Source organism: Paenibacillus oralis (assembly GCF_003863965.1).
In the GTDB taxonomy this organism is placed as follows: Bacteria; Bacillota; Bacilli; order Paenibacillales; family Paenibacillaceae; genus Fontibacillus; species Fontibacillus oralis.
The window spans coordinates 297054-320207 of record NZ_RRCN01000002.1 but is presented as its reverse complement, the minus strand read 5'-3'; the positions used below and the strand labels follow the sequence as shown (position 1 = coordinate 320207).

Annotated in this window: 24 protein-coding genes and 16 tRNA genes; 38 read left to right on the top strand and 2 right to left on the bottom strand. The window is 41.4% G+C overall.

Going from position 1 to position 23154, the window contains the following annotated elements:
- Positions 1-909 precede the first annotated feature (909 nt).
- From EHV15_RS35180 to EHV15_RS35085, 21 genes are all read left to right on the top strand, one after another.
- A tRNA-Glu gene (locus EHV15_RS35180) sits at positions 910-987 on the top strand.
- Positions 988-991: 4 nt separating this feature from the next.
- Positions 992-1065 (top strand) — tRNA-Gly (locus tag EHV15_RS35175).
- 2 nt (positions 1066-1067) lie between these two features.
- Positions 1068-1143, top strand: a tRNA-Phe gene (locus EHV15_RS35170).
- 2 nt (positions 1144-1145) lie between these two features.
- Positions 1146-1220: transfer RNA gene (locus EHV15_RS35165), tRNA-His, on the top strand.
- A 4-nt stretch (positions 1221-1224) separates the two neighbouring features.
- A tRNA-Gln gene (locus EHV15_RS35160) sits at positions 1225-1296 on the top strand.
- A 2-nt stretch (positions 1297-1298) separates the two neighbouring features.
- Positions 1299-1387: transfer RNA gene (locus tag EHV15_RS35155), tRNA-Leu, on the top strand.
- A gap of 118 nt (positions 1388-1505) precedes the next feature.
- A tRNA-Lys gene (locus EHV15_RS35150) sits at positions 1506-1581 on the top strand.
- 5 nt (positions 1582-1586) lie between these two features.
- A tRNA-Tyr gene (locus EHV15_RS35145) sits at positions 1587-1671 on the top strand.
- A 3-nt stretch (positions 1672-1674) separates the two neighbouring features.
- Positions 1675-1751 (top strand) — tRNA-Pro (locus EHV15_RS35140).
- A gap of 93 nt (positions 1752-1844) precedes the next feature.
- Positions 1845-1921, top strand: a tRNA-Asp gene (locus EHV15_RS35135).
- Between the two features lie 5 nt (positions 1922-1926).
- Positions 1927-2005: transfer RNA gene (locus EHV15_RS35130), tRNA-Ile, on the top strand.
- 6 nt (positions 2006-2011) lie between these two features.
- Positions 2012-2087 (top strand) — tRNA-Asn (locus EHV15_RS35125).
- Between the two features lies 1 nt (position 2088).
- Positions 2089-2164: transfer RNA gene (locus EHV15_RS35120), tRNA-Ala, on the top strand.
- Positions 2165-2171: 7 nt separating this feature from the next.
- Positions 2172-2248 (top strand) — tRNA-Trp (locus tag EHV15_RS36880).
- 4 nt (positions 2249-2252) lie between these two features.
- A tRNA-Gln gene (locus EHV15_RS35115) sits at positions 2253-2328 on the top strand.
- A 168-nt stretch (positions 2329-2496) separates the two neighbouring features.
- Positions 2497-2568, top strand: a tRNA-Ile gene (locus EHV15_RS35110).
- A 389-nt stretch (positions 2569-2957) separates the two neighbouring features.
- A complete protein-coding gene (locus EHV15_RS35105; protein ID WP_342774102.1) occupies positions 2958-3266 on the top strand; it encodes a DUF1294 domain-containing protein in 309 nt (102 codons plus the stop codon).
- 45 nt (positions 3267-3311) lie between these two features.
- Complete coding sequence (locus EHV15_RS35100) at positions 3312-3641, top strand: DUF3895 domain-containing protein (RefSeq protein ID WP_128635907.1); 330 nt, start codon at positions 3312-3314, stop codon at positions 3639-3641.
- Between the two features lie 424 nt (positions 3642-4065).
- Positions 4066-6195 (top strand): hypothetical protein, encoded by a 2130-nt coding sequence (locus EHV15_RS35095; protein ID WP_128635906.1) that lies wholly within the window; start codon positions 4066-4068, stop codon positions 6193-6195.
- A gap of 285 nt (positions 6196-6480) precedes the next feature.
- On the top strand, positions 6481-7317 hold the full coding sequence (locus EHV15_RS35090; protein WP_128635905.1) for a GIY-YIG nuclease family protein: 837 nt from the start codon (positions 6481-6483) through the stop codon (positions 7315-7317).
- Positions 7318-7583: 266 nt separating this feature from the next.
- The gene (locus EHV15_RS35085) at positions 7584-7988 is read left to right on the top strand and encodes a hypothetical protein (RefSeq protein WP_128635904.1); all 405 of its coding nucleotides are present in this window, start codon (positions 7584-7586) and stop codon (positions 7986-7988) included.
- A gap of 4 nt (positions 7989-7992) precedes the next feature.
- Here EHV15_RS35085 and EHV15_RS38525 read toward each other — a convergent pair whose 3' ends face one another.
- Both EHV15_RS38525 and EHV15_RS35075 read right to left on the bottom strand, forming a co-directional pair.
- Entirely contained in the window at positions 7993-8436 is a 444-nt protein-coding gene (locus EHV15_RS38525; RefSeq protein WP_128635903.1) for a LytTR family transcriptional regulator DNA-binding domain-containing protein, read from the bottom strand.
- Positions 8417-9196 (bottom strand): LytR/AlgR family response regulator transcription factor, encoded by a 780-nt coding sequence (locus EHV15_RS35075; protein WP_128635902.1) that lies wholly within the window; start codon positions 9194-9196, stop codon positions 8417-8419. The genes EHV15_RS38525 and EHV15_RS35075 overlap by 20 nt, the downstream gene beginning before the upstream one ends.
- Before the next feature lie 227 nt (positions 9197-9423).
- On the opposite strand from EHV15_RS35075, the gene EHV15_RS35070 reads away from it, so the two are divergent.
- From EHV15_RS35070 to EHV15_RS38520, 17 genes are all read left to right on the top strand, one after another.
- Positions 9424-10425, top strand: coding sequence for a 3'-5' exonuclease (locus EHV15_RS35070; protein ID WP_178076120.1), 1002 nt, complete (start codon positions 9424-9426; stop codon positions 10423-10425).
- A gap of 482 nt (positions 10426-10907) precedes the next feature.
- The gene (locus EHV15_RS35065) at positions 10908-11663 is read left to right on the top strand and encodes a hypothetical protein (RefSeq protein ID WP_128635900.1); all 756 of its coding nucleotides are present in this window, start codon (positions 10908-10910) and stop codon (positions 11661-11663) included.
- Between the two features lie 80 nt (positions 11664-11743).
- A complete protein-coding gene (locus EHV15_RS35060; protein WP_128635899.1) occupies positions 11744-12130 on the top strand; it encodes a hypothetical protein in 387 nt (128 codons plus the stop codon).
- Complete coding sequence (locus EHV15_RS35055; RefSeq protein WP_128635898.1) at positions 12127-12699, top strand: AbrB/MazE/SpoVT family DNA-binding domain-containing protein; 573 nt, start codon at positions 12127-12129, stop codon at positions 12697-12699. The genes EHV15_RS35060 and EHV15_RS35055 overlap by 4 nt, the downstream gene beginning before the upstream one ends.
- A gap of 42 nt (positions 12700-12741) precedes the next feature.
- The gene (locus EHV15_RS35050) at positions 12742-12930 is read left to right on the top strand and encodes a hypothetical protein (RefSeq protein ID WP_128635897.1); all 189 of its coding nucleotides are present in this window, start codon (positions 12742-12744) and stop codon (positions 12928-12930) included.
- 175 nt (positions 12931-13105) lie between these two features.
- Positions 13106-13678 carry a PH domain-containing protein gene (locus EHV15_RS35045; RefSeq protein ID WP_128635896.1) on the top strand — a complete coding sequence of 191 codons (573 nt, stop codon included), beginning with the start codon at positions 13106-13108 and terminating at the stop codon, positions 13676-13678.
- A 130-nt stretch (positions 13679-13808) separates the two neighbouring features.
- Complete coding sequence (locus tag EHV15_RS35040; RefSeq protein WP_128635895.1) at positions 13809-15458, top strand: AAA family ATPase; 1650 nt, start codon at positions 13809-13811, stop codon at positions 15456-15458.
- 13 nt (positions 15459-15471) lie between these two features.
- Positions 15472-15855: a DUF1257 domain-containing protein gene (locus EHV15_RS35035; RefSeq protein WP_128635894.1), complete on the top strand. Its 384-nt coding sequence runs from the start codon at positions 15472-15474 to the stop codon at positions 15853-15855.
- Positions 15856-15858: 3 nt separating this feature from the next.
- The gene (locus tag EHV15_RS35030) at positions 15859-16062 is read left to right on the top strand and encodes a DUF2997 domain-containing protein (RefSeq protein ID WP_128635893.1); all 204 of its coding nucleotides are present in this window, start codon (positions 15859-15861) and stop codon (positions 16060-16062) included.
- Positions 16052-16651 carry a 4Fe-4S single cluster domain-containing protein gene (locus tag EHV15_RS35025; protein WP_342774101.1) on the top strand — a complete coding sequence of 200 codons (600 nt, stop codon included), beginning with the start codon at positions 16052-16054 and terminating at the stop codon, positions 16649-16651. The genes EHV15_RS35030 and EHV15_RS35025 overlap by 11 nt, the downstream gene beginning before the upstream one ends.
- A gap of 161 nt (positions 16652-16812) precedes the next feature.
- On the top strand, positions 16813-17916 hold the full coding sequence (tnpB, locus tag EHV15_RS35020) for an IS200/IS605 family element RNA-guided endonuclease TnpB (RefSeq protein ID WP_128635891.1): 1104 nt from the start codon (positions 16813-16815) through the stop codon (positions 17914-17916).
- Positions 17917-18052: 136 nt separating this feature from the next.
- Positions 18053-18658 (top strand): hypothetical protein, encoded by a 606-nt coding sequence (locus tag EHV15_RS35015; protein WP_128635890.1) that lies wholly within the window; start codon positions 18053-18055, stop codon positions 18656-18658.
- Positions 18659-18670: 12 nt separating this feature from the next.
- Complete coding sequence (locus tag EHV15_RS35010; RefSeq protein ID WP_128635889.1) at positions 18671-19297, top strand: hypothetical protein; 627 nt, start codon at positions 18671-18673, stop codon at positions 19295-19297.
- Complete coding sequence (locus EHV15_RS35005) at positions 19294-19878, top strand: hypothetical protein (RefSeq protein ID WP_128635888.1); 585 nt, start codon at positions 19294-19296, stop codon at positions 19876-19878. The genes EHV15_RS35010 and EHV15_RS35005 overlap by 4 nt, the downstream gene beginning before the upstream one ends.
- 258 nt (positions 19879-20136) lie before the next feature.
- Positions 20137-20349: a hypothetical protein gene (locus EHV15_RS35000; protein ID WP_128635887.1), complete on the top strand. Its 213-nt coding sequence runs from the start codon at positions 20137-20139 to the stop codon at positions 20347-20349.
- A gap of 1532 nt (positions 20350-21881) precedes the next feature.
- Positions 21882-22541: a hypothetical protein gene (locus EHV15_RS34995; RefSeq protein ID WP_128635886.1), complete on the top strand. Its 660-nt coding sequence runs from the start codon at positions 21882-21884 to the stop codon at positions 22539-22541.
- Entirely contained in the window at positions 22519-23046 is a 528-nt protein-coding gene (locus EHV15_RS38520; RefSeq protein ID WP_128635885.1) for an accessory gene regulator ArgB-like protein, read from the top strand. Before EHV15_RS34995 ends, EHV15_RS38520 begins: the two co-directional genes overlap by 23 nt.
- Positions 23047-23154 lie beyond the last annotated feature (108 nt).

Genomic DNA, 23154 nt, shown 5'->3' with positions numbered 1-23154 from the left:
AAGGAAAATTCAGGAACAGGGAGAGGAGCGTGAGCAAGGATGAACAAGGCGTTATATCTATTTGGACACGAGAGCATTCAACAGTGGAGCCTGTCGAAAGGTGATCATTTCTTTCTTAATGCCCAAAAGCCTTATACCTCGCCACGCGGCCTTTTTTCGATATCCAAAATTCTCCTGATGAATGGGGAGAACTTAAGGCAAAATAGCATCTACTGATGCATGTTTGTCTGGATTTGGAAAGACCGCTGAACTTCAGCGGTCTTTTTGTTTTATACGTGATTGGCAAAATGATAAAAAAAGGTGTTGACAGCAATAATATCCTGTGATATATTCATACACAATAAAGCGGTAAAACATTAAAGCGATAAAGTTTAAAAATTTATCGGTACGAAAACTACGGAGAAAGGAAGGGATAAGTTATGAGAAACCAGTTATTTAATAATCACTGCGAGCAGCCTTATCAGCAGACTTTTGGTTATCAAGAGATATCGATCAATCAAAAGCACGCGGATATTTGGCACGATAACGGTATTAAAGGGCTGTTTAGCACTTATTTCATAACTTATTTCCAGCCAATCATCAGTAGCATTTACGTGCCACGTTTGGTCCGTTCAATCCTTAAGAGAGGAGGAACGGTGCTAAGGTGATTATGAATCACGGACCGTTCTGAATCTAAAATCCGTTGATCCATAAATTTGTACGTAAAAGGCTACTTGCATCTGAGCATGTGGTCCCATTTGTGCTTGTCTTTTTCTTCCGTCGAGCCGGGTCAGACAAGTAATTAAAATGGAACCACTGCGGATGAGTAGCTTTTTCCTTTTTGGAGAGGTGGCAGAACACGAATGATAGCGAAGCTGGTAACGCGACGTTATACAAAAGGTGTGAAACCTGTTCAGTCCGCCAATAAACGGCGCATTGGGCAAGCGGTTTAAGCCACAGGACTTTCAATCCTACATTCGCTCGGTTCAAATCCGGCATGCGTCACCATCTTGCGGAATTAGTTTAAGGGTAGAACGAGTGCCTTCCAAGCATTCAGTACGAGTTCGATTCCCGTATTCCGCTCCAATGGTTGGGTAGCTCAGTTGGAAGAGCGATGGTCTGAAGAACCATGCGTCGTCGGTTCGATCCCGGCTCCAACCACCATGGAGGTCTTGGCGAAATGGCCAACGCGACGGGTTGTGGCCCTGTTATCACCGGTTCGATTCCGGTTGATCTCCCCAAATTGCCTCTTAGCCAAGTTGGTAAGGCTGAGGTCTTTGAAGCCGCGATCCCAGGTTCGAGTCCTGGAGGGGGGCCACGCGGCTATGATGGAATGGCAGACATGCGGGCATCAGAAGCTCGTGCAGTGAAAGCTCACCTGTGGGTTCAAGTCCCACTGGCCGCACCATAAACTAGAATTTTAAAGTTTCGCGGAGTGTGAGTCGGTAATTAGTTCGGGTTTATTAGCTTTAAAAAAGATCTAAGGGAGATAAACCCGCTTCAAGAAGGATTTACTTTGTATACATGTTGGCGTAGCTCAATCGGTAGAGCAACTGACTTTTAATCAGTAGGTTGAAGGTTCAACTCCTTCCGCCGGCACCAAATATGGGAGAGTAGCGAAGAGGATAAACGCAGCTGACTGTAAATCAGCCCCCTTCGGGTTCGGCGGTTCGAATCCGTCCTTTCCCACCATTACGGGATGTAGTTCAGCTTGGTAGAACGCTAGTTTTGGGTACTAGAGGCCATCGGTTCAAATCCGGTCATCCCGACCATAATTCAATATTAGTGTAGTGGTGAAAGGGAATAAAACACCTGTCTTTCGAACAAGTGCTCGTGGCTTTGAATCCCGTCAATGGCTACATCTTGGTTCCATAGTTCAGTTGGTTAGAATGCTGCATTGTCAATGCAGAGGTCAGGGGTTCAAGTCCCCTTCGGACCGCCAATCATGCTGTCGTAGCTCAGTCTTGGTTAGAGCACTCGGCTGATAACCGAGAGGTCGTTGGTTCAAGTCCAATCGACAGCACCAATATTTAGGGATATAGCCGATTTGGTAAGGCAGCGCACTGTTAATGCGTGTAATGCAGGTTCGAGTCCTGTTATCCCTGCCATGGGGTCGTAGCTCAATTGGTAGAGCAGTTGCTTTGCAAGCAGAAGGTCAGAGGTTCAAATCCTCTCGATTCCACCATCTATTTAGGGGGCCATGTTCCTTGGCCGGCGAGTCTGCCTCCAAAGCAGATTGTGGTGGGTTCGATACCCACGCTCCCTGCCAATATCGGGGTATAGAATAGAGGCCTAATTCACGGGACTTTGACTCCCGCATCTCCGGTTCGAATCCGGATGCCCCTGCCATCGGAACGCTCATAAAGTGCATTCGGTAACTCCGATGATCCGGTTCACTGCCGGACGTTCCGCAAAATTGTTTTTCCGTCCATTGGAAGTAAAAACGATGGTTCGTTTGAGGAGCTACGAACCGAAAGTTCGTGGGTGTTCAAGTCTCTCCATTCCCACCATATTTAAGGGCCTTTAGCTTAGTGGCGAAGCAGACGGCTCATAACCGGCCATACATTGGTTCAATTCCAACAGGGCCCCTAAATTGATTACGAAACGATGAAGCCATATTGGCATTGGTAAAGAACGTACATTACGATAATGGCATTGCTTCTTCAAAATATAGCGAAAAAGAAATCGTTGATCATCGATATGTAAGATCAATCATGAACGAAAAAAGCTTGCAATCCGTTCGAAAGATCAGAATGCACCCTTCCGTATTTCCGAGCCTTCCGGTATAATTATGGTAATCGAATACTGAAACCTGGAAGCACCAGGACTGGCCGAACGGCCAGTCTTCGGTGCTTTTTCTATTGAAGAAGGAGTGTGCTTTATCTGGTTCGAGTATATAAGATTATCTGGAATTGTGATCGGTTTTGTAGGTTCATTCTTAATGGTTCATAACTACAAATAGAAAGGATTGCGTTGACTTGAATAATTATATCCCAAATGTTCAAAGTGGGTTTCTTGTTTTTATTGTCTACCATCTTATCGTTAACCTTGGTGGTTATATCGTCATGGGAGTCGATAAAAAGCGCTCCCAAAATTCAGAATGGAGGGTCCCGGAAAAGCGGCTATTTGGATTCGCCTTATTGGGCGGTGCATTGGGGGTATTAGGTGGAATGTATGTGTTCCATCATAAAACAAAACACCGGTCATTTAGAATTGGTGTTCCGCTCCTGTTATGCCTTAATGTTGGGACATTTTACTATCTACTAAAGCTGATACTCAAATTGTGAACAGGTACCCCATAGGCACCCGTTCTTAGTCGGAGGGATACTTTAATGCCGCGTAAAGAGATAGATTTATACGAAGGAGCAACGTTATTTGATGAACCAATACCTGTCTCTAAAATAAGAGAGCAAGACGCGGATAACGCTCTAAATACAATTGAATTGAAATGTTTGGAGCACCTTCATGCCGGCGAAGAGAGCGTTAGAGCGATCTGTGAAAGATTAATTGAGGAGGGGGTTATTCCAGAGGATCGTTTCCTTACGGGAAAACCTAAATTCTATCCTGAGATCTGTATATTTCTCAGTTCACTTTCCTCGGCAGATAAAGTATGGAAGATAGCTATTACCCAAGATGATTGCAGATTCAAGCTCTTCGAATAAGAAATTGGGTCCTCTAAAATTCGCTTCCATTTTCACAAGGGTAGATAATTAAAAGGAAAAGGCGGGGAAGAAATCATGGTAAGAAAAATGGAACTTCTATCGATCGTGAAAAATCTCCACGATGATGACCTCCAATCCGCCTATGATTTCATACAATTTTTAAATCAAAAAATTCTAGCTATGGAGAAAATGAAGACACCAAATCAAGGCAAACTCAAGGGAAACTAACTGCTCTCTTTACCTGGGAAAATGTCGTACTGGAAATTTCAGATAAACTGAACAAACCATTCTATGAAAATTTCAATGCGACGTCAGGCGAAAAAACTCCACACAATCTATTTGATTCTTAGTGAAACGGTGTTCCAAAAAGGGGATGTCAACATCTCATTTTTATTAGCAAGCAAAGATTACAGGAGGGATTTATATGAACAAGGAGAAGTTTGAGGACCTTGACAACATAGTCCGCGCTCTTGATTTATGGGTAGAGCTTACTGGCGTTGATCCTGCCAAGGAGTACGGTACTTTCACATCCAGAGAATGGGAAATTAAAAGTGTCAATGATGAATTAAAGGAATCCCTTCGGATCGACCCCACAAAGATCACCACGATGATGATGCTGGACTACTTCGTCCGAGACTACTTGGAAAATCGGAATTTCACCGTGCAGTCCATCCTTGACGACTACCGCATCCTAGTCGATTACCTGGAGAAGTGCCGCGAGCTACTGGACATTTTAGATTCGGAAGCAGTGTCCGAAGCCAAAAATGAGTTCAGAGACAGCGTCATAGCCGCTCTGACACATTACGGCGTGACCAATAAAGAAACCTTCGATATGGCAAACGACCTTCACTCCCTCGCCTTCCTACGGCGAGATGCGCTGCGAGCCATCGAAGCTCTGGAGTGCCATCAATTCCTTCAAGGCGACCCTGACGGAGGGAGGCCAGTATATAATGAAACAGTTTTCGAGTTCTGGAACATCAACAGCCTGATAAAGTCCATGACGCAAACAAAGAAGTCTGGTATCACGCTGAACCTGATTCGTGATCCGTTGGCGACTTCCTCCTTCTTTATTTTTGCGATCAGAAACGGCGGAACGCTATCCATTCTTACCGACCGCGACAAGCAGCCCCACCCGCTGGCGAAGTATATGTCTAGGCGGCCTGATCGCTCTTTCGCCTCCAGATACTGGCGCTACCATTTCCCCTACGACCTTATGGGCATAGCCATGTCTGAGGACGGCAGATCGGCGTACATCGAGCAACAGGAATCCACCGCCTTGGCACCATACAATGTTCAGGCCAATCCATTGCAGAAAATAGCCGACCTCAATCCGGACGAGACGATATGGATTGCCATGATGTTCAGCCAGATTGAGCGCAAGTTCTGGAAGGAAAATTATAAGACTCCGCAGCTTTCCTATACCGGAGAGATGCTGAAGGTACAGCACGCTCTGGTTGCAGGAGCCGCCCACCTTCCGGCTGTCATGGATAACTACAAAGTGCTGGAGGCCCCGGCGCTGAAGTCTTCGGATGTGACTTTCGAGAAGATGAAGGACGAGTGGCAGTTCGTGCCTACTGGGCAGCACTACTGGCTGGAGCAGCGCTACAAACACTTGGTAAAAGACGAGATGCTGAACCTGGTGGATGATGGCACCGAGATTAAGTTATTACTCACTGGGAGCAAGCGTCAAGAAGATGTACTGAAGCAGTTGAAAGGCGATTACCGCACCATCGAAGTCGGTGATGACAAAATAGCCCTCATTCGGGAAGACGTTGTGGAGCAAAAGGTATGGTTTTATGACAGAAACGCTATTCTCCATAGCTCGGCAAAGATTCAGGCTATGGACTCTACGATGTTCGGCACAGCCGAACAGGTTATTGCTGACCAGCGCTGGGTCGCTCGCTACAACATGGCGAAGCAGATCAACTGGGCGGCACACGAAGAATATGAGCGGCGTAAGGAGGAAGTGTTCGACTGGTATGAGCAAGCCATCGTAGCGAACCAAGAGAACCTTTATAAAGCCATCGTCGAAGGCCAGTTCCTGGCTCCGTCCATGAGATATAAAAAGCATGGATTCGGCTACGAGTTCACTGACGATGAAAACATCCTTTTTCGTTTTAGCAAAGCCGGGGACAAAGGCAAATACAACTCTTCAGAATCGACGTACGATACCGGTTTGCGCCTTCATAATGGTCAGGAAGGTTGGGCGAGCAAATATTACTGCTATATTAATCGGAGTAAAGCTTCACTTTACGCCAAGTTTAGCCCTACCACGGCAGCCGCCCTGGCTAAAATGTGCGGAATAGAATTAGGCGACCTTCCAGACGTACTCCAGCACTGGGCAAAGGAAGAACAGTATTCCGGCAATTCCATCCTTGATCGAGTTGATCCTATGGAATGGGTGGTCAAGAATCCGTGGAGAGATATGAACTTCAGCGTCTGCTTCTATCTCAGTAAATCCGGCTTCATCGAATTGTGTAAGCGGTACGGCGTTGAGCCTGTCCGGTTTTGGATCGACGAAGAACGCAAGAAAAAAGAGAATGGAGTTGTATAGATATGGGAGTAAAAGATTTTCTTTAATCCTTCTCGTTCAAAGATTTCATCAGTCACCTGAAATCCATTCCATCTCCTTCTGCTGCAGTCGAGAGAAAGGGGGAACTTTCTATGAATACTGTTTCTACAACAATTGATGCAGTAATTGGGCCTGAAACCGCTGCATTATACAGGCGTTGTTCACCTTTGCATTATGAATCCCCCCATCGGCCTTAAAATTGGAGGAGATGCTTTTTTTCTTAGAACATTACATTGTCAACGAATAGTGAAAAAGGAGGGAGCAGTAATGAATACAACCAACACCTATTATTGGGTACGCGTATATGATTATTCTTTCGAGCGTGACGGAGGTGAGAAAGGGACTCTTCTGGATGAATTCTATCTATCGGATATAACAGGAGGACGTGATGAGGCTAAGCAAAAAGTATTGGATAGGTTCTGTACGAACACCTCTACCGAATTGAAATTCGCCAAACCGAAAAAGAAGAATGGGATTTACGCTATTGTCATGGATAGTGAAAAATATTGGTATGATCGTTTTTACGCACAAATCGATACCTTCTGCTTTTGGTGTACGAAGCCCGTCAAAGGAAAAGCAAGCGAGTTTCCTCGGGCTTACATTGGTGATGGCCATTATTACGAATCCCGGGATTCAGTCTTTACTGACTTAGAGCAAACGGCATATTTTTGTACTACGGACTGCGAAATTCATTATAAGCGGAGCCAGAAGAGCGATGAAGGAGAATTCCAAATCAAAGAAGAAGGCAATAATGGCGATATTTTTGGATACATCTACCTAATATATAATCGCGCCGAAGACCATTATTACATTGGCCAAACTCGGTATATGCCCTTCTTTCGTTGGCAGGAGCACGTAAAAGAAGGAAAGAAAGGTCATATTAATGATTTGAGTTTCAGCGTCCTGTCAGAAATTTACCGAGACAAAAGATGGAATGACCTTCAAAACCAGCAATACTTAAATAGTATGGAGGCGTGGTGGATTAGTAAGTATGAGTTTGAAGGCCACAAAGTTTTTAATATCTCCAAGCCCAAAATTACGATCGATTATTTAAAAGAAAAATTCAATGATATGGTTATTCGTCAGGAACAAATGCTCTTATAACAAGTCAAGAAGCAAAAGGAAGAGGCATACCAGTCTCTTCCTTTTTCTCGACATTACGGAATAAAAACTTATAGAATATTCCAAAAACTCTCAAGTTAAATAAATCATAACATGTCACAATATAGGGAGTTTTGTCGAATGGTCGATTTCAGACAGAACTTCGGACATTTCATGCACAACCTCTTTTCCGGCCCTAAGACTATTGGTATATTAAATTATGCGAGATAGTTCTTTGGGATTATATAGAATAAAGAGGTGCGATCATTATGGATATGTCTAAAGTGTCAGGGAACGAGAATATCAATAATCTTTTCCCAAGAAACAACCAAAACCTCTATGATCAGTTAAAACTCTGCATCATTTCTGATTATTTTCCTAAGACCCTCTCCAAGATGCCAAAAGGCACCATGGAATTTTTCATTCGTGATGGAGAACTTGCAATAAATTATCATATAAAAAAGGCGAATCTTCGCGGACCAGTGCCAATCAATACATCAGTTGGCATGAGCCGTGGAAAGCTGCTCTCCTTCTTGATGCTGGTAGAAGACAACATTACGGCACAACCGACAATTGAATATGGAAGCATCATTATTAATTACGAACTTCTTGAAGACGGAGATATCGACGGAGATATTGAGTTCAAAACTCAAGTCAACCATCGCCGCCGCTAACAAGTTAGACAAGAAATCTAAAAAAAACATCCGGGGCCTCACTGTAATTCTTCCTTGTAAGAGGAACCTTATCGGATGTATGCACTAGGGAAATGTTGTAGCTTTTGGAGATGTGCCCCTCTGGTTGGATTGCCGTTATATAAAGAATATTCACCAAGTAGTTACGATGGGAATAAACAAGATTGTCCGAACACAGTTCCTTGATTTCTTTCAACTGGGTACTGGTCTCAAGGAAAGTACCATCTTTAAGATGGACTATGTACTTATTCCGGTATAGCTTGTCCCTTTCGACATAAATAATTTGATTTTCTGCAACGGTTACAGCCTGATAGTCTTGCTTTAGAACGACCCAACGAATTGTCTCTTGGACATCTTCATCTAGAAGTTTTTTTGCGCGTATTTGCTCCTTTGCCTTACGAATGACCCTTTTAAAAAGTAAGTTGGGCACGAAATTTCAAAAAAACATCCGAAGCCTCATTGATGTTCTTCTTTGTAAGAGGCACCTTATCGGATGTGTGCTCGAGGGAAATAGTGTAACTCTTGGAGATGTGCCCATCTGGTTGGATCGCTGCAATATAAAGGGCATTCACCAAATAACTACGGTGAGAGTAAACAAGATTGTCCGAACACATTTCTTTGATTTCTTTCAACTGAGTACTGGTCTCAAGGAGAGTACCGTCCTTAAGATGAACTATGTATTTATTCCGGTGTAGCTTATCCTTTTCGACATAAATTATTTGATTTTCCGCAACGGTTACATCCCGGTAGTTTTGCTTTAGAATGACCCAATGAATGGATTCTTGGACATCTGCATCCAGAAGCTTTTTTGCGTGAATCTGATCCTTCGCCTTATTGATAGCCTTTTTTAATCTGATCTCGTTGATTGGTTTTGTGATATAGTCCACAGACTCGAATTCAAAACCTGCCAAAAGATGCTCTGGTTTTAATGAACCTGTTACAAAGATCACTTGCGGGTGGAGGCCTGCAGCATGAATTTCCTTAATGCCAGAGATCCCATCTAGCTTTTTGAGTCTAATATCCAGTAATATGATATCCGGTTTATGTTGTTTTGTTTCTTCAATCAAGCGTATTCCGGAGGATACTGTGGAGACAATGACTAAATCCATGTCGTTGATTATCTTTTTCAACAAAGACATTTGATGTATATCATCTTCGGCAATTAAAACTTTATATCCTTGTTGCTCCATAACTTCCCCTCCTTACTTAGACAAGTTCAAAAACACAATTGCATTATAGCATTCAGGGTTATTATAACCCATGTTAAATTAGACCCAATTATGGACCCATTATTCAGCAAGGTGCTCGATTAAAGGCCGGTTTCTTAATATATACTATCGTCAAAATTTACTAGGTAGCCTTTCTTAAGATATGCTTAACTTAAGTCAATTAATTTTCAATGAATCCGGTGATGACGATGAATGATAAAATAACATTGGCTATGGATCTTTTCCAAGAAGATCGGCTAGTAAGCATGGCATTTTATTGTAATGTCCACGGTATCAAGGAAGGCTATATGTTCATACAAATGGGCAGCGAACTGCCGGAAAATGCGATTTGGAAAGGACTCCTTGCAGTGCTTACACGCCTTGCTAGCCAATACTGTAACCGAACTATTCTAATGGCCTTTTCCCCTATTTATCTACAACTGGGTGATGGCAGGACAAAAGATCATGTCTTACGAATTCTTCATTCTTTTAAGGCTTCTCAGCACATATCCTTTTTCGAATATCAAGGGAACCTTGATAAGGTTAATAAACTGGGGCTAGAGGATAATCATCCCATTAATGTGCTGAGGGGATATACAATCTCAGAATACGAAACAAGATTGATTGGTTTTAAATCAAACAAGAAGAAAAAGTTTGAGGTTTCTCCTATCTATTATGAAGGAGTTTTCATGCCGGCTACAGGTGCATGTTTAGATTTGGAAGCGACTTCCACCGTGATTCAATATGCTCGGGTGATCGAATATGGTGTTGTAAAATTTACTGACGGCCAGATAACCGATAAGTTGCAATCATTTGTTAACCCTAATATGAAAATTCCCAAAGCTGTTCGAGAACTCACCGGTATTACCCAAAGGGATGTGGACCGAGCGCCAAGAAGTTATGATGCCATTAAAGCACTGGTTTATTACTTAAAGGATTGCAGATACTTGATAGGGCATAACATCCTATATGACTTCTCACTTATTGATACGTTTTGCCAGCGATTTAGGTTGCCTCGATTAAATGTAGAACTTATCTGTACAAAGCGATTAGCAAAAAAGTCAAACCTCATCGTTAAAGATTATCGAATGGAAACGCTCTTGAAATTATATGATATTCATAACGAACGACCACACAGAGCATTGCCCGACGCAACTGCGAATTTTTATCTCATGAAGAAAATGTTTACTGAATCCTTCTTAGTTTCGTAATCAACAAGAGCCTTTTCTTCCAAATTTGGAAAAGAGGCTATTGTTGATTGTACGCAATTGATTGCATCGATCACTTCCTTCACTGAAACCTTAGTGGAGCTTTTTTATTTATATCCCCACCTGTAATGAAGAAGTCAACGGCCGATCTGTTAGTATAAATATACATTTACAGGGTTCGACTCCTATGATACGATATACTTAATCAAATAAGCAAAAAATGCGAAGCACGCATCTATCTCTGGGGATAGATGCGTTTTTGTGTTTAGAAAGTGGAAATCTAAAAAAAGCAAAGGCTATTCTTAAATCGGTTGTCGATTCGCTAGTTCTGGAAAATATCGGGTTTGAGTGAATTTCAGTCGGATTCGTACTAGAATGCATCGGGAACTTATGGGTCAGATTGCTTTAATTATTTAATTTGTTTTATTTTAGTACCATCGCTGTCCCTGCTAGTACATTGAGTAGTAATAAAATGAGGTGATAAGATGTTCAACAAAAAGATGAAGCTTTTTCAAGAGCATTGGACCAAGAGCTTAACTGATCTCAAAAGGGAGGCAGAAGGGCTCTTGGAGTGGTTCCAGGTACTCGAAAATCATGAAACAACTCAACTATCTAGTGGAGAACTTCAGGACCGTTATAACGCTGTTGTTGCTGTCTACAATACTCTGAAAGCCCAGCAGGATTTTCTTCCTAATCACCCCTCTTCAATTCAGTTGCTTAATGAAGTCCAAAGCGTTCTGGAAATGATTCAAGAAACTTTGGAAGGTAAGTGCAACATCGATAAGCTGAGTATTCCGACTCCGTTCCCGGTGTCCGGATTTGTTTCCATTGATGACATTGCAAAGCGTACTATATTGACAATTCACGATGTAAATAAGGTGCTGGAACTATCGTATCCTACTTTCATCGAACAAGTTTCCGGCCAGCCACTTGAAGCAAAGAGGTATGCGTATAGTGCTCTTATAAGGGAATTCTTATTGGAAATTCGAAACCAACGAATCTACAACTTTAAGTATCTTTCAGATTTAGCAAATGCCCTTCATAACATACCCGGTTTTATGGCGAGCGACTTCAAACAGTTTGATGATGATACTTTTTGGGACAGCATCTTTAACAAACGGACAGAAGCAACTAACTATATTGTAAAATCCTTTTTGTCATGTCTTTCTGGTTACTATGCATGGTTAAGGAAAACTGGTCCTTCGAACGAAGAAAACAAGGCTAAGGATCTGTTAACATAGGCGAGAAAACAGCCAATTCCTTTAACAAATAGAAAAGTAGCATAATAAAAGTAAGTAATGAATGGAAATAGCAGATTCGAATGGAAGAGGATTTTTTGTTTAGACACATTATTACTACGAAATCACCAACCGAGTGGGAAACCATTCGAAAAGATGCGGAAGAAAGGATGCAGGAGAGTCTCTCCGATTTCACGCCATTTTTTGTTCATTGGAAAGACATTATGTTGAACACTGCGGACCCTGTTAACCAGGTAACCAACGCGGCACTTTGGGGAAAAGTGAGGGAAATTCTTATCATCGGCCGCAGCCATCGTCAAATCCTCGTAATTGAAGCTTCCCCTGAAGACCTTGATGACATATCAGCTCCAAAAAACTCAAGTGATTTACACGGAGCGGAAGTTAAAATGAAACAAGAAATCGCTGCCAATTCATTTATTTATGTATCATATAGAGGGGGTGCTCGGTGATTTATCGTCCATTTTCAAAATCCGGATTGGTTACTCTTCCAAAAGAGGCACGAGAATTCCTCGGCTTGGACTCGAATGACGGAAAAATAATTATTGAGCAGGTGGGTAGGTTCCAGGCTAGAATCGTTGGCCTAAATTCAGAACTAGATAAGCTACTTCCTAGAAGAAGAATCACTAATAAAGGCCAATTTACTATTCCAGCAAATATACTTAGATCATGGGGTATAACAGGGAAAGGGGAGGTCTCATTCCATATACAAGAGCCTTACCTGATAGTGTCCTTAGTGGGGCCTGAGATCGGTTGTAAACTCTGTGAATCTGCCGGGACCCTGTTGGGTCACCCTTGTATAGTATGCGATGGTACGGGCAAAATGAGACTCCACCCAATGGGAGCTTTGGGTGAATTTGCGTCGGTTACCATGAATGCCAGAAAGTTTGGAATAACATTACATACAGAAGAAAATGACACTGGTGTTCCACAAATTCACGTCTCTGGTTCTTTAAATCTTCCAGCAGCCTACCTCAAGCTTGTAGAGATCTATTTTAAGTCTCGTCTTCAAATCAAGTGAGTTTTAGACAAACGCTTCCGGCATATTGAAACGGGAAGAGAGGTGATCGCTTCAGCGGTAGGAAAAGCCTTTTACATTGAAGCATGGAAAGAACAGAAGGCCGCAGGATCGATTCCGGAAGATAGTTCCGATTATGAGGAACCGCAAGAGCTTCCGATCGAAGAATACATCGAACAGGGAGTTTACGTGTTATTCGAAAATAAAGAATATGAGCTGATTGATGAGGAATAAAATCATTGTAGTTTATTAGATAATTTGATATGCTTTCATTAATTGAATATTTATACGAGGAAGCACCTCTAAAAACGGCGGTATCGCCATTTTTAGAGGTGCTTTTTTACTTGGGTATTCAATTACGTCCAGGTAAATCATTTTTTTAATCACTTGCCAGAAGGAGGTAACTCATTTGTACAATCAACTGAGCCCATTATTTGAGGTAAAACCTGTATTCCGTCCTCTCCAGACGCTAGTATTTTCACTAATTATCAGCATCTTTATCACAATGTTCTTCGGCTCATTCCTTGTCCCGATCCTTGGAATTATAGTTGGTGCCATCATCATAGAATCATCTCCGGGATTAAAGGAATCGATAGCATCTGCAACTGATTCTGGTAACACCCATACATTGGCATTTATTTTTTCCTCCCTACCAATAATCGTGGGAATGGTCCTATACTTCACAGTAACTCTTTTTGTATACAGGGCACTTAAGCAAAATAAAGAAAAGACGGTTTATTCATTCTTTGAAGATCATATGACGTATTTCGAGTCCTACAGAAAAAAAATAAAAACTACGATAAAATATTCAAGCATATCCGCAGTTGATTACACCTGTTCACCATTTCAGGAACGTCTCGGCCTTGGAACGGTTTCTATCTCAACGGGAGTCCGTTCAAAAACAATAAACTTGTTTGACATCCCGAACCCTGACGAAATATATCAAAAAATCGAAGAGCTTACAGAAACGCACTATGCATGAAAACGTATTTATATAGTAGATAGTTGAGGCGAAAAGGTCTGAATATTTAGGTTTCAACAAAATAATTGAAACCTAAATATGGAAAGAGTATAGTTAAACTACAAAGATTTATTTCTAAGGAGGACCAACTTTGAGAGATAAAATTAAGCAATACCTTTTGGCGGGGTATCCTGCTATATGGATTCAAGATTGGGAAGAGGAAAGGATCTGCAAAGACCTGCAGCGAATTGCTAAAGAAGGCAAGGGAACCGACGTAAAGCTTAGATACCTAGAGTGGAGCTGTACAAAAGGATTTGTTGATCCAGCGGAAAATAACAAAGTCCACAAAGATACAACAGATCCCATCGCTGCCTTGACATATGTTGCGACAGGTGAATCGCCCAAGCAAACCCTGTATGTTTTCAAAAACCTGCACTTTTTCTTAGATAACCCAAACTCGAAACACATGATTGTTCAGTTGATCAAAGATTTAATTCCAATAGCCAAAAGAACGGAACGACATCTCATCTTCGTAAGCTCTCAGGTTAACCTTCCCCAAGAGCTATCTAAGGACATTACCTTCCTTCAATTCGACCTGCCGGATGCCGATGCTCTCGACTCTGTTCTATACGATGTGCTATCCTCAGTAGCTATATCGAAATTCAAACTTAGTTTAGAAAGGAAATCGCCTGAAGATAGACCCAGATTGATCAAAGATGCTGTTAACAAGATGGGAGTCTCGGAAGAAGATCGTTACAGACTAGTACAAGCCGCACTGGGTCTAACCTGCTCTGAAGCCGAAAATGCTTTTGCATTGACCTGGGTAGAAAACGAATCCTTTACCAGCCCAGAAGCCGTTGAGTTTGTTCAGAAGATCAAAACGCAGTTCATTAATAGCAGTGGGCTCTTGCAGTACATTCCGCCCAAGTTTTCTCTCAATGACATTGGCGGTTTGGATGAACTGAAAAAATGGCTGATTATGTACCAGAAGGCATTTACTAAGGAAGCGGCCGAGTTTGGCCTTGCAACTCCAAAAGGAGTTATCTGCACCGGCCAGCCAGGAACAGGTAAATCTACTGCCGCTAATGCTACAAGCGCTGCTTGGAGAATTCCTCTGCTTCGTTTCGATATTGGGCAAATTTTCGGAAGTCTTCTGGGGGAAACAGAACAAAAACTCCGGACAGTCCTTCGTACAGCGGAAGCTCTCGCTCCTTGCATCCTTCAAATCGAGGAAATTGAGAAATCCTTAGCTGGGATATCTAGTGGCAATTCGACTGATGGCGGTACGACATCCCGCGTCGGTGCTACATTGTTGACTTGGATGCAGGAAAAGACAAAGCCTGTCTTTGTCTTTGCGACCGCAAACGATATTTCCAAACTGGATTCGGCACTAGTACGTAAGGGGAGGTTCGACGAAATCTTCTTCATCGATCTTCCTACAATAGAAGAAAGGGAAGCTATTTTTAAAATCCACATCAATAAACGTGGTAGAAATCCTGAAAACTTCGATTTGAAGTCTCTGGCAAAACATAGTGAAGGATACGGTGGTGCTGAAATTGAGAGTGCTGTTGAATCCAGCCTTTGGACTGCTTTTAACGAAGGGAAACGAGATCTCACAACCGATGATATAATTCATGCCCTTGCAGCCACCAAACCCATATCGATTACGAAGAAAGAATCCATTGAAGCAACTCGGGCATGGGCTGAAGGACGTGCAAGAAATGCAAGCTCAGTCACAACTCAGGTTAATACCGAAAGTTTGGAAGATAATTATTCCAATCTGCGGAAGATCGCAAATTAAAGGAGGAATTTACATGTCACACTGGGTAGAAAAGAAAGCGAATTTTAAGGACATTGATGCTCTTAAAGAAGCCTGCACTATGCTCGGCCTGCAGCTTATTCAAAATGCAAAAGCGCGCGGGTGGAGCAGTAATACCATCCAAGCAGATTACGTCATAAAGCTGAATGGTTCGTACGATGTCGCATTGATCAACAATGGAGATGGGTATGACATTAGTGCCGACTGGTACGACGGCTCTGTTGCTAGAGCGATCGGGAAAGAAGGAAATAATTTAAAGCAGGCATATACAGCTGCTGCGACCGTAAAAGTAGCTCGAGCCCAAGGTCATCCCGTGGAAATGCAGCGTGTCGAAAACGGCGACATCAGGCTGGTACTTAAAGTGGGAGCGAGGGGATAAACCATGAAAGAAAAGAGCATTGTTATTACCTGCAAAACTGACGGAACATTTTCCATCGAAGCATTCGGCTTCGATGGAAATACATGTGAAAAAGCAACTGCCCCATACGAGGAGGCACTTGGCGGCGAAACGATCGATAAAAAGCGCAAGGCGGAATACTTCAACGTAGATACTTCGATTCAATCCACGAAGGTGAATGGTAGTTAAAATGAGAATACATTCATTTACCCCAAGCACCTTTGTTAACGGCCCCGGAAATAGGGCGATGATTCATTTCCAAGGTTGTACCCTGGCTTGCCCAGGGTGCTTCAACTCTTTAACTCATTCTAAAAATGGTGGAGAGGAAATCTCGGTGAACGATTTGATAACCCGAATTCCTCTCACGGTTGATGGGGTGACTATTAGTGGCGGCGAGCCTTTTCTTCAACCAGAGGGTTTATTGGAGTTGGTAATCGCGCTACGAAATCAGTACGACTCAATTGTTATCTTCAGTGGGTTTTACCTGAATGAAATTCAAAGAATACCACTCGGACCTGAAATATTGAAACATGTCGATGTGCTTATTGACGGCCGTTTTGAAATGGATAAAATCGCGGAAGACGGATTGCGCGGATCTAAGAATCAAACGATCCATCTTCTTACCGATCACCATCGTCTGGAGGAATTTCAAGAGAGAAACGTCGAAATAACCATCGACGTTGAAGGAAAACTAACCATTACTGGATTTCCCACCATGGATTTTCGGCAAGGCATTGATAACGAGTTTTCGCAAACTCGCGACTTTATTCATGAGTAAGAAAACTTTGGTTCAGTCATGTCATTTGACATGCCAATGGACCGACATGGTTGTTACGTATGGTAAAATTATTATGGTGATGAATCATCCTATTTTGTTACTACGGTGAGCGAACCTACAAATCCAAAAGTATATTCAAGATCAGAAAGTGAAGAGAGTGCATGCTTGTACATAAAGCCTATAAATTTCGCATTTATCCAAGCCAAGATCAGGTTGTTCTCATCAACAAGACGATCGGCTGTTCCCGTTTTGTATTTAACCACTTTTTGGGATTATGGAATGAAGCTTACCGCAGCACAGGAAAAGGATTGTCGTATGCTGCATGTTCTGCCGAACTCACGAAATTGAAGCAAGAACTCGAATGGTTAAAAGAACCAGACAAATTTTCTTTGCAAAATGCCTTGAAAAATCTGGCGGATTCGTTTAACCGTTTTTTTAGGAAACAAACTGACGCACCGAGATTTAAGAGTAAAAAGAATCCTGTACAGTCGTATCAAACCAACTATACCAATGGAAATATTTCGATCATAGGCAACAAGATGAAACTCCCTAAATTAGGGTTAGTAAGGTTTGCCAAGTCAAGAGAAGTAGATGGTCGTATATTGCATGCGACGATTAGAAGGAATTCCTCTGGAAAATACTTTGTTTCCTTGTTAGTAGAAACCGATGTACATCCCCTGCCAAAAACAAACCAAGAAGTTGGTATAGACATGGGGCTAAAAGAATTCGCGGTATTATCCAACGGCGAAGTGTTTGAGAATCCGAAATTCCTGCGGAAGATGGAACAAAAGCTCATTCGGGAACAGCGGATTCTTTCCAGACGGGTGAAAGGTTCCTCGGGCTGGAATAAACAACGAGTGAAGGTAGCCCGAATCCATGAATACATTGCCAACTGCCGAACAGACTACCTGCAAAAGCTTTCAACGCATATTGTCAAAAACCACGATATGATTGCGATTGAAGATTTGCAGGTGTCTAACCTGATGAAATATCATAATCTGGCCAAAGCGATTGGTGAAGTGTCCTGGTATCAATTTAGAACGATGCTTGAATATAAGGCAAAGTGGTACGGGCGAATGGTTGTTGTCGTAGGCCGAACTTTCGCCTCTTCTCAACTCTGTTCGTGTTGTGGTTACCAAAATAAAGAAGTTAAAGATCTTCATATTCGGGAGTGGATATGTCCGGCCTGCCATACCCGCCATGATCGGGATATCAATGCAAGCAAAAACATCCTTGCCGAAGGCAAGAGACTCCTATCTGCATAATTGCAGGAACCGCAGGAACTTCGGGGATAGCTTGGTGGCATATTACGTGCTAATTCTGTTCAGCAGAACGGACTACCCAAGAATCTCGTGGCTTTAGCCATGAGAGATTCAAAATCTTGCATAGTAAGGAGCATTTATGGAACGCAGAGCGCAACTCTTTAAATCCTTGATCATGCAGTTGTTCATGGTAATGTTTTTTGTGTCCGCGCCAAAATTTGTTGATATAGTGTTTTCCCTATCATCCAGTGAACAAACGACCGAATCTTCGGCAGCCAGTGAAAGTCAAACTTACGATCCAAACAACGTGGATCTATCAGCTGTTAACCTTGCTGAGCCGTTAAAGAAGTCCCTCAAATTTGTTCAGGGTGTTGCTGTTACATTCGGTACGCTCGGTATACTTTTTACAGGAATAAGAATTGTCTTTGACGGGGAATCAGTTACGAGAAGATCTTCTTCGGAACCTATTCGTGCAAGACGACAACAAGAAGTTCCCCAGCCGTCAGTAGCTGATGCACTTGAAGGGATGTTGGTTTCTCAAGACACGTCTCCACCAGTCACTTCGGTACCAACTCAAGTTGGGACGGGGCTGGAGCTTGGAAAAAGCCAACATAGTCTGAAGGTAGAAGAGGATATCAATTCAAGCCCCGCTACGCGGGTAATTCGTGAAAACAATTCAAATTCTGTGATCGAAGAGCCGGCAGATACTTCTTCTGGAGAAGTAAAGCGGGTCATTCGTGGGTAGGTGGTTTGTTATATGGAAAACTCAATTAAAATGGCGGCCGCTTTTCTTCTAACGATTTCACTTATAACAGCGCTTCTATTATTTTGCAATAGCGTAACGACACAGACTTCAAAGAGTATTCAAGCACTCGGTTCAATTGTATCCTCGACAACAACGAATTCAGATACCATAGAGACTACGACTCCAACGCTGAGCTCCGAAACCAAGGGCAAACAGCAAGTAACCGACAAATCAAGTGGTTTACGTTCATTTACTAGAGCTCTTTGGTTTATTATTCCTGCATTATTAATTGGACTATTATTGGGAAGGCTAATATTTCCGTATGCACGAAGCTCTATCGAATCCCGAATATCTGCTCCTTGGGAAGGTGGGCAGGAGACAGCTATAGGCCAATCTAATAATCATCCCATACGTCCACATCGACCTGCTTCGGTAGCAGATGCACTGGAAAACATGCTTGCCAAGTCAAATACACTGGATTCATCAAAAACGACGACTATCCATACCAGTGCCAATGCATATCCGATACAAGACCAATCAGATTCAGGTATACGGGTGATCCGGAAAGATTTTGAAGAGTTTACCCCTGATAAAAACGAGAAGGGAATTGATCCTGAAGTGAAGAGAGTAATTCGTTGATGAATACAGCATATAAAACTCGAAAGATTACTTTTTCGGAAACGAAAACCTCTGATTTACTTGATCGCGCGGAGCTAAAAAACCTCCGAGAGCAAATGGTTAGCGAAATAATATCGTCCACTCCGGGTACCATACTTTGCCTCGACCTTTCAAAAATAAGGTGGATAAATAGTTCCGGAGCTGATGAGGTTATTGGACAGGCTTTACGTTTTTTAAAGGAGTCACCGCAAGAGGTATATCTCTACGTTGAAACAGAAGTGAATAACTATGAGCATATTTTTAACATCGATCGGGCTCTTCGTGATGCAGAATTGCCGCTGCTCGCTCGTGTAAAGACAGAACTCGGTTCCTTTGAAGTGTATATTGTAGGGCCTATGCAACCATATCTTGGTCAATTTCTTAAGTATCTTTATTCATGTGGCAGTTTAAGTATAACATCAACTGGCGCTGCTGAAAGGTTAGGTATTAGCAAGAATAAGTGCAGCACCTACCTGTCTAAATTATTTGATTTACGTTTGATTAAGCGTGAAAAGACAACGACCAAAGTGGGTTACGAATATGTTTACTCCCCAATATTTTGATAAGAGGTAGTAAACAAAAGAAAGGGGTTAAGGTGTCCGGAGATGGGTTGTGGGTTCATGTGATACTTCCCAAAAACTTTCTCCGGAGGATCAACTGTAAGGGCGATCCGCATGAAAAACAGTTTCATGTACTTTTTGGAAGATGATTCCTATACACCAAATTCTTTTGGAGCCACTCAATACAGAAACTTCCTGACGTGAAAATCTACGCTTCGGCCGATGAAGAAGTAGTTGAAAAATCAAAAGGAGGAGGTCGCATTGTCAATTAAAATTTGTACTGTTTGTAAGCACCCAGGAGACGATTTCGTGGGAATGTTCACCACTGGAGAAAGTTGCCCACAATGCGAAAAAATTTACCCCAAAGCAAAACATTGGTTTGGCGACGGTGAGTATAATGTGGATTTAATGGTTGGCTCAGGGGCAATTACCAAGGAGCAAATAATTAAAATGTACATCCAAGAGCATCTATGATTGATGTACATTCCAAATAATTTGATGCAGTAAAGATTAAAGAGCGAAGTAAAAGAATAAATAACGATGAGTGGGTAGAAGCGCGGTGTCAAATTGCAAGTCATTGTCAATGCGTGGGATATCCCAGAGTTATTAAGGGAGAAGAGTACAGATTAGGGACTTTGAGATTGAACATGATTATGAATTAATCCAGTAATGCACAATTGGTTGTACGCATTGGGTGACAAAATCAATGAGGAGGCTAATTAATTGAATTCATTAGAAATGTCTATACTAATTATAGTTTGCTCACCTTTTTTAATTGGTGCTGCGACACTTTTGCTAGATATGTTCAAAAAAGGTAGAAAGGAGTCATAAGAAACAAAGAGTAAAGAAAAGAATTTTTAGGAGTGCGATTGATTAGGATGGAGAGCAAGGAATGGATTAAGCGTTAACCATCAGGCCGTTACCAAGAATCATACTAATGGAAGTGAGTCGGCGTACATGAATATTGCCGCCACGGAGCACAGAGCTAACTTTCTTTTATCCTCGTACCCTGGGTTATTAGACAAAGCGGAAAAAGGATGACTGGTGCTAATACTTAACTTTTTTCACAGTGATGCAGGGTATGAAATTCCTACAAGCCACGGAGTATTAATTCGGCACATCACTGATCAAGTTGCCCAGGGAAGAAAACAATAGAAATTGGGAATTGTTTATTTGTACTAGTTTTCTGGCTGATAGCTGGTAGTACAAATATGTGGTCGACTTCGGAAGCTTTTTCTCGGAGATCCCTAAAGAGTGTATCAAGATGGTTCCCAAATGATGATTTATTTGCGACTTTAATGCCATTAAAACACATGTAGTTCAATTAAGAACCGGAAAGGAAAGTTCTTTAGTGAGAAATGCTGAAGAAACACTGAATCTCCTTCAGGTTGCTATCGAAAAGCGCCGAAAGTATCTTCGCCGGAAACTCCGTAGGATAGAGGATAACGACCCGCGACCTGTACGTGGACGGGCTAAAGAGCAGTCAAGGCTAAAGTATTCCGGAAGAGTCGGTATGCTAGCCGAGTTGAAGGTTGTCGAATGCATGATAAAGGATATTCGGAGCGGTAGCATACACCCTGATGAAATATATAACGAGGAAGATGACACGGATGATGATTAACACAGAAGGCGTAATGACGTTAGAGGGGAGTTAATAAATAATAAATTATGAAGATATTGATCACTACATTGTTGGCACTAAAATAATTGAATGTAGTGAATTAAAGAAATCTTTAAATTTCAACTAAAATTAATCGAATAAAAGAGATGAATTACATAGAATTGATCACTTTGTTCTACTAAAATAGATGGGGTCATAAAAAAATGTAGAATTGTCCTAAAATGTGATTTTAAACACATTATATAATTTGAAAAATTAAACCTACATACACCGGATAGCCGTCGAATTTTCCAAGATATTTATTTGATGGAATAGTTATTTTCAATTTGCTAGAATGTATTTGTAAATACTAAGTTGAATAAATTAAGTAGAGAGGATTTTTTTCTTGGAAGCTTTTTTTTTGGCATTAGGTTACATTGTATTCTCAACAGTAGAGACCTTTTCTTACTTCGTTCTCCTACAAAGTGTCTTCAGATTTAATCCAAAGTTATATCTTATAGAAAGCACATCAGTGAGCATAGTTATTTCTTTTTTATCTTATTTTGTACGAGAAGAGATGGGAATTAAAACAATTTTCCCTTTAATTGCACTACTTGTGTTTATATTTTTCGTGAAATTTGTTCTCAAGACATCCATAACCTGGTCAATAATTATTTCTTTAGCAAGTTACGCCATATTCTTTTTAGTGCAAACAGGCATTTTGCTCTTATTAACGTCAACTGGCTTACTTTCTCTGGAGACTGCTCAAAACGCTTCATCTGATCAGTTTATTGGACAATTTCTAACCGCGATTACTCTCGTTGTCCCAAGTCTCTACCTATTTAATAAAGGATATGGGTACTCTCGTGAATTTGATAGATTATCGTTCAAAGGTGAAATTATTTTTTCTATTTTTTTGATCAGTGCATCATTTGTAATTTTGGGATACCTATTTATTCTTAAAAACTTGATTTTTGCTTTTGCAACCTTATCTGTGTTAATTCTTGTCATGACCGTCTTCGGAATAAAGAAAGAGCGAGAGTATGATTTCAAAAATAGCCTATAACCTTGCTGTTGCCTTGTTGAAAAGGAGTCCCGGAAATACTTATTCCATTGCTACTATACAGTTCTCTCTTATACTTCTCTTGAATGTCCTATTTACATTTGTTTTTTCCTTAATTCTGGCTTATATTCTAGGTCATACAGTTGATACGCTTGTTCTATTAATTGCTTCTTATTTCTTACGGCAATATTCAGGTGGTTACCACATGTCTAAATCGTGGAAATGCATTACAACAACAATTATTTTGTCGAATCTTATTCCTTATGTTTCGTTGTCCTTTTATGTAAACTATTTACTTTGCATTATATCCATCATTCTGGTTTATATATATGCTCCTTCCCGTATTGAAGAAGATACGGTTATTCCCAAGGAGAAATATAGTTTGCTTAAGAGCAAGTCAGCATTAATCATTTTTTTTAATTTTTTTCTCATTTCATCTCCTTTATCAGTTACATTTCTCTTACAAGCCTTATCGTTAATCACATTCAAAAGAAAGGTGGTGATTTAATGGACTTAAACCGAGTTACTAATTTCCTTGGAAAAATCGGTATAAAAAAGACTCAGCAGATAGCCTGCATCGGTTGGATTCACTCACCGAAGCCTCCAGTAGAGTTAC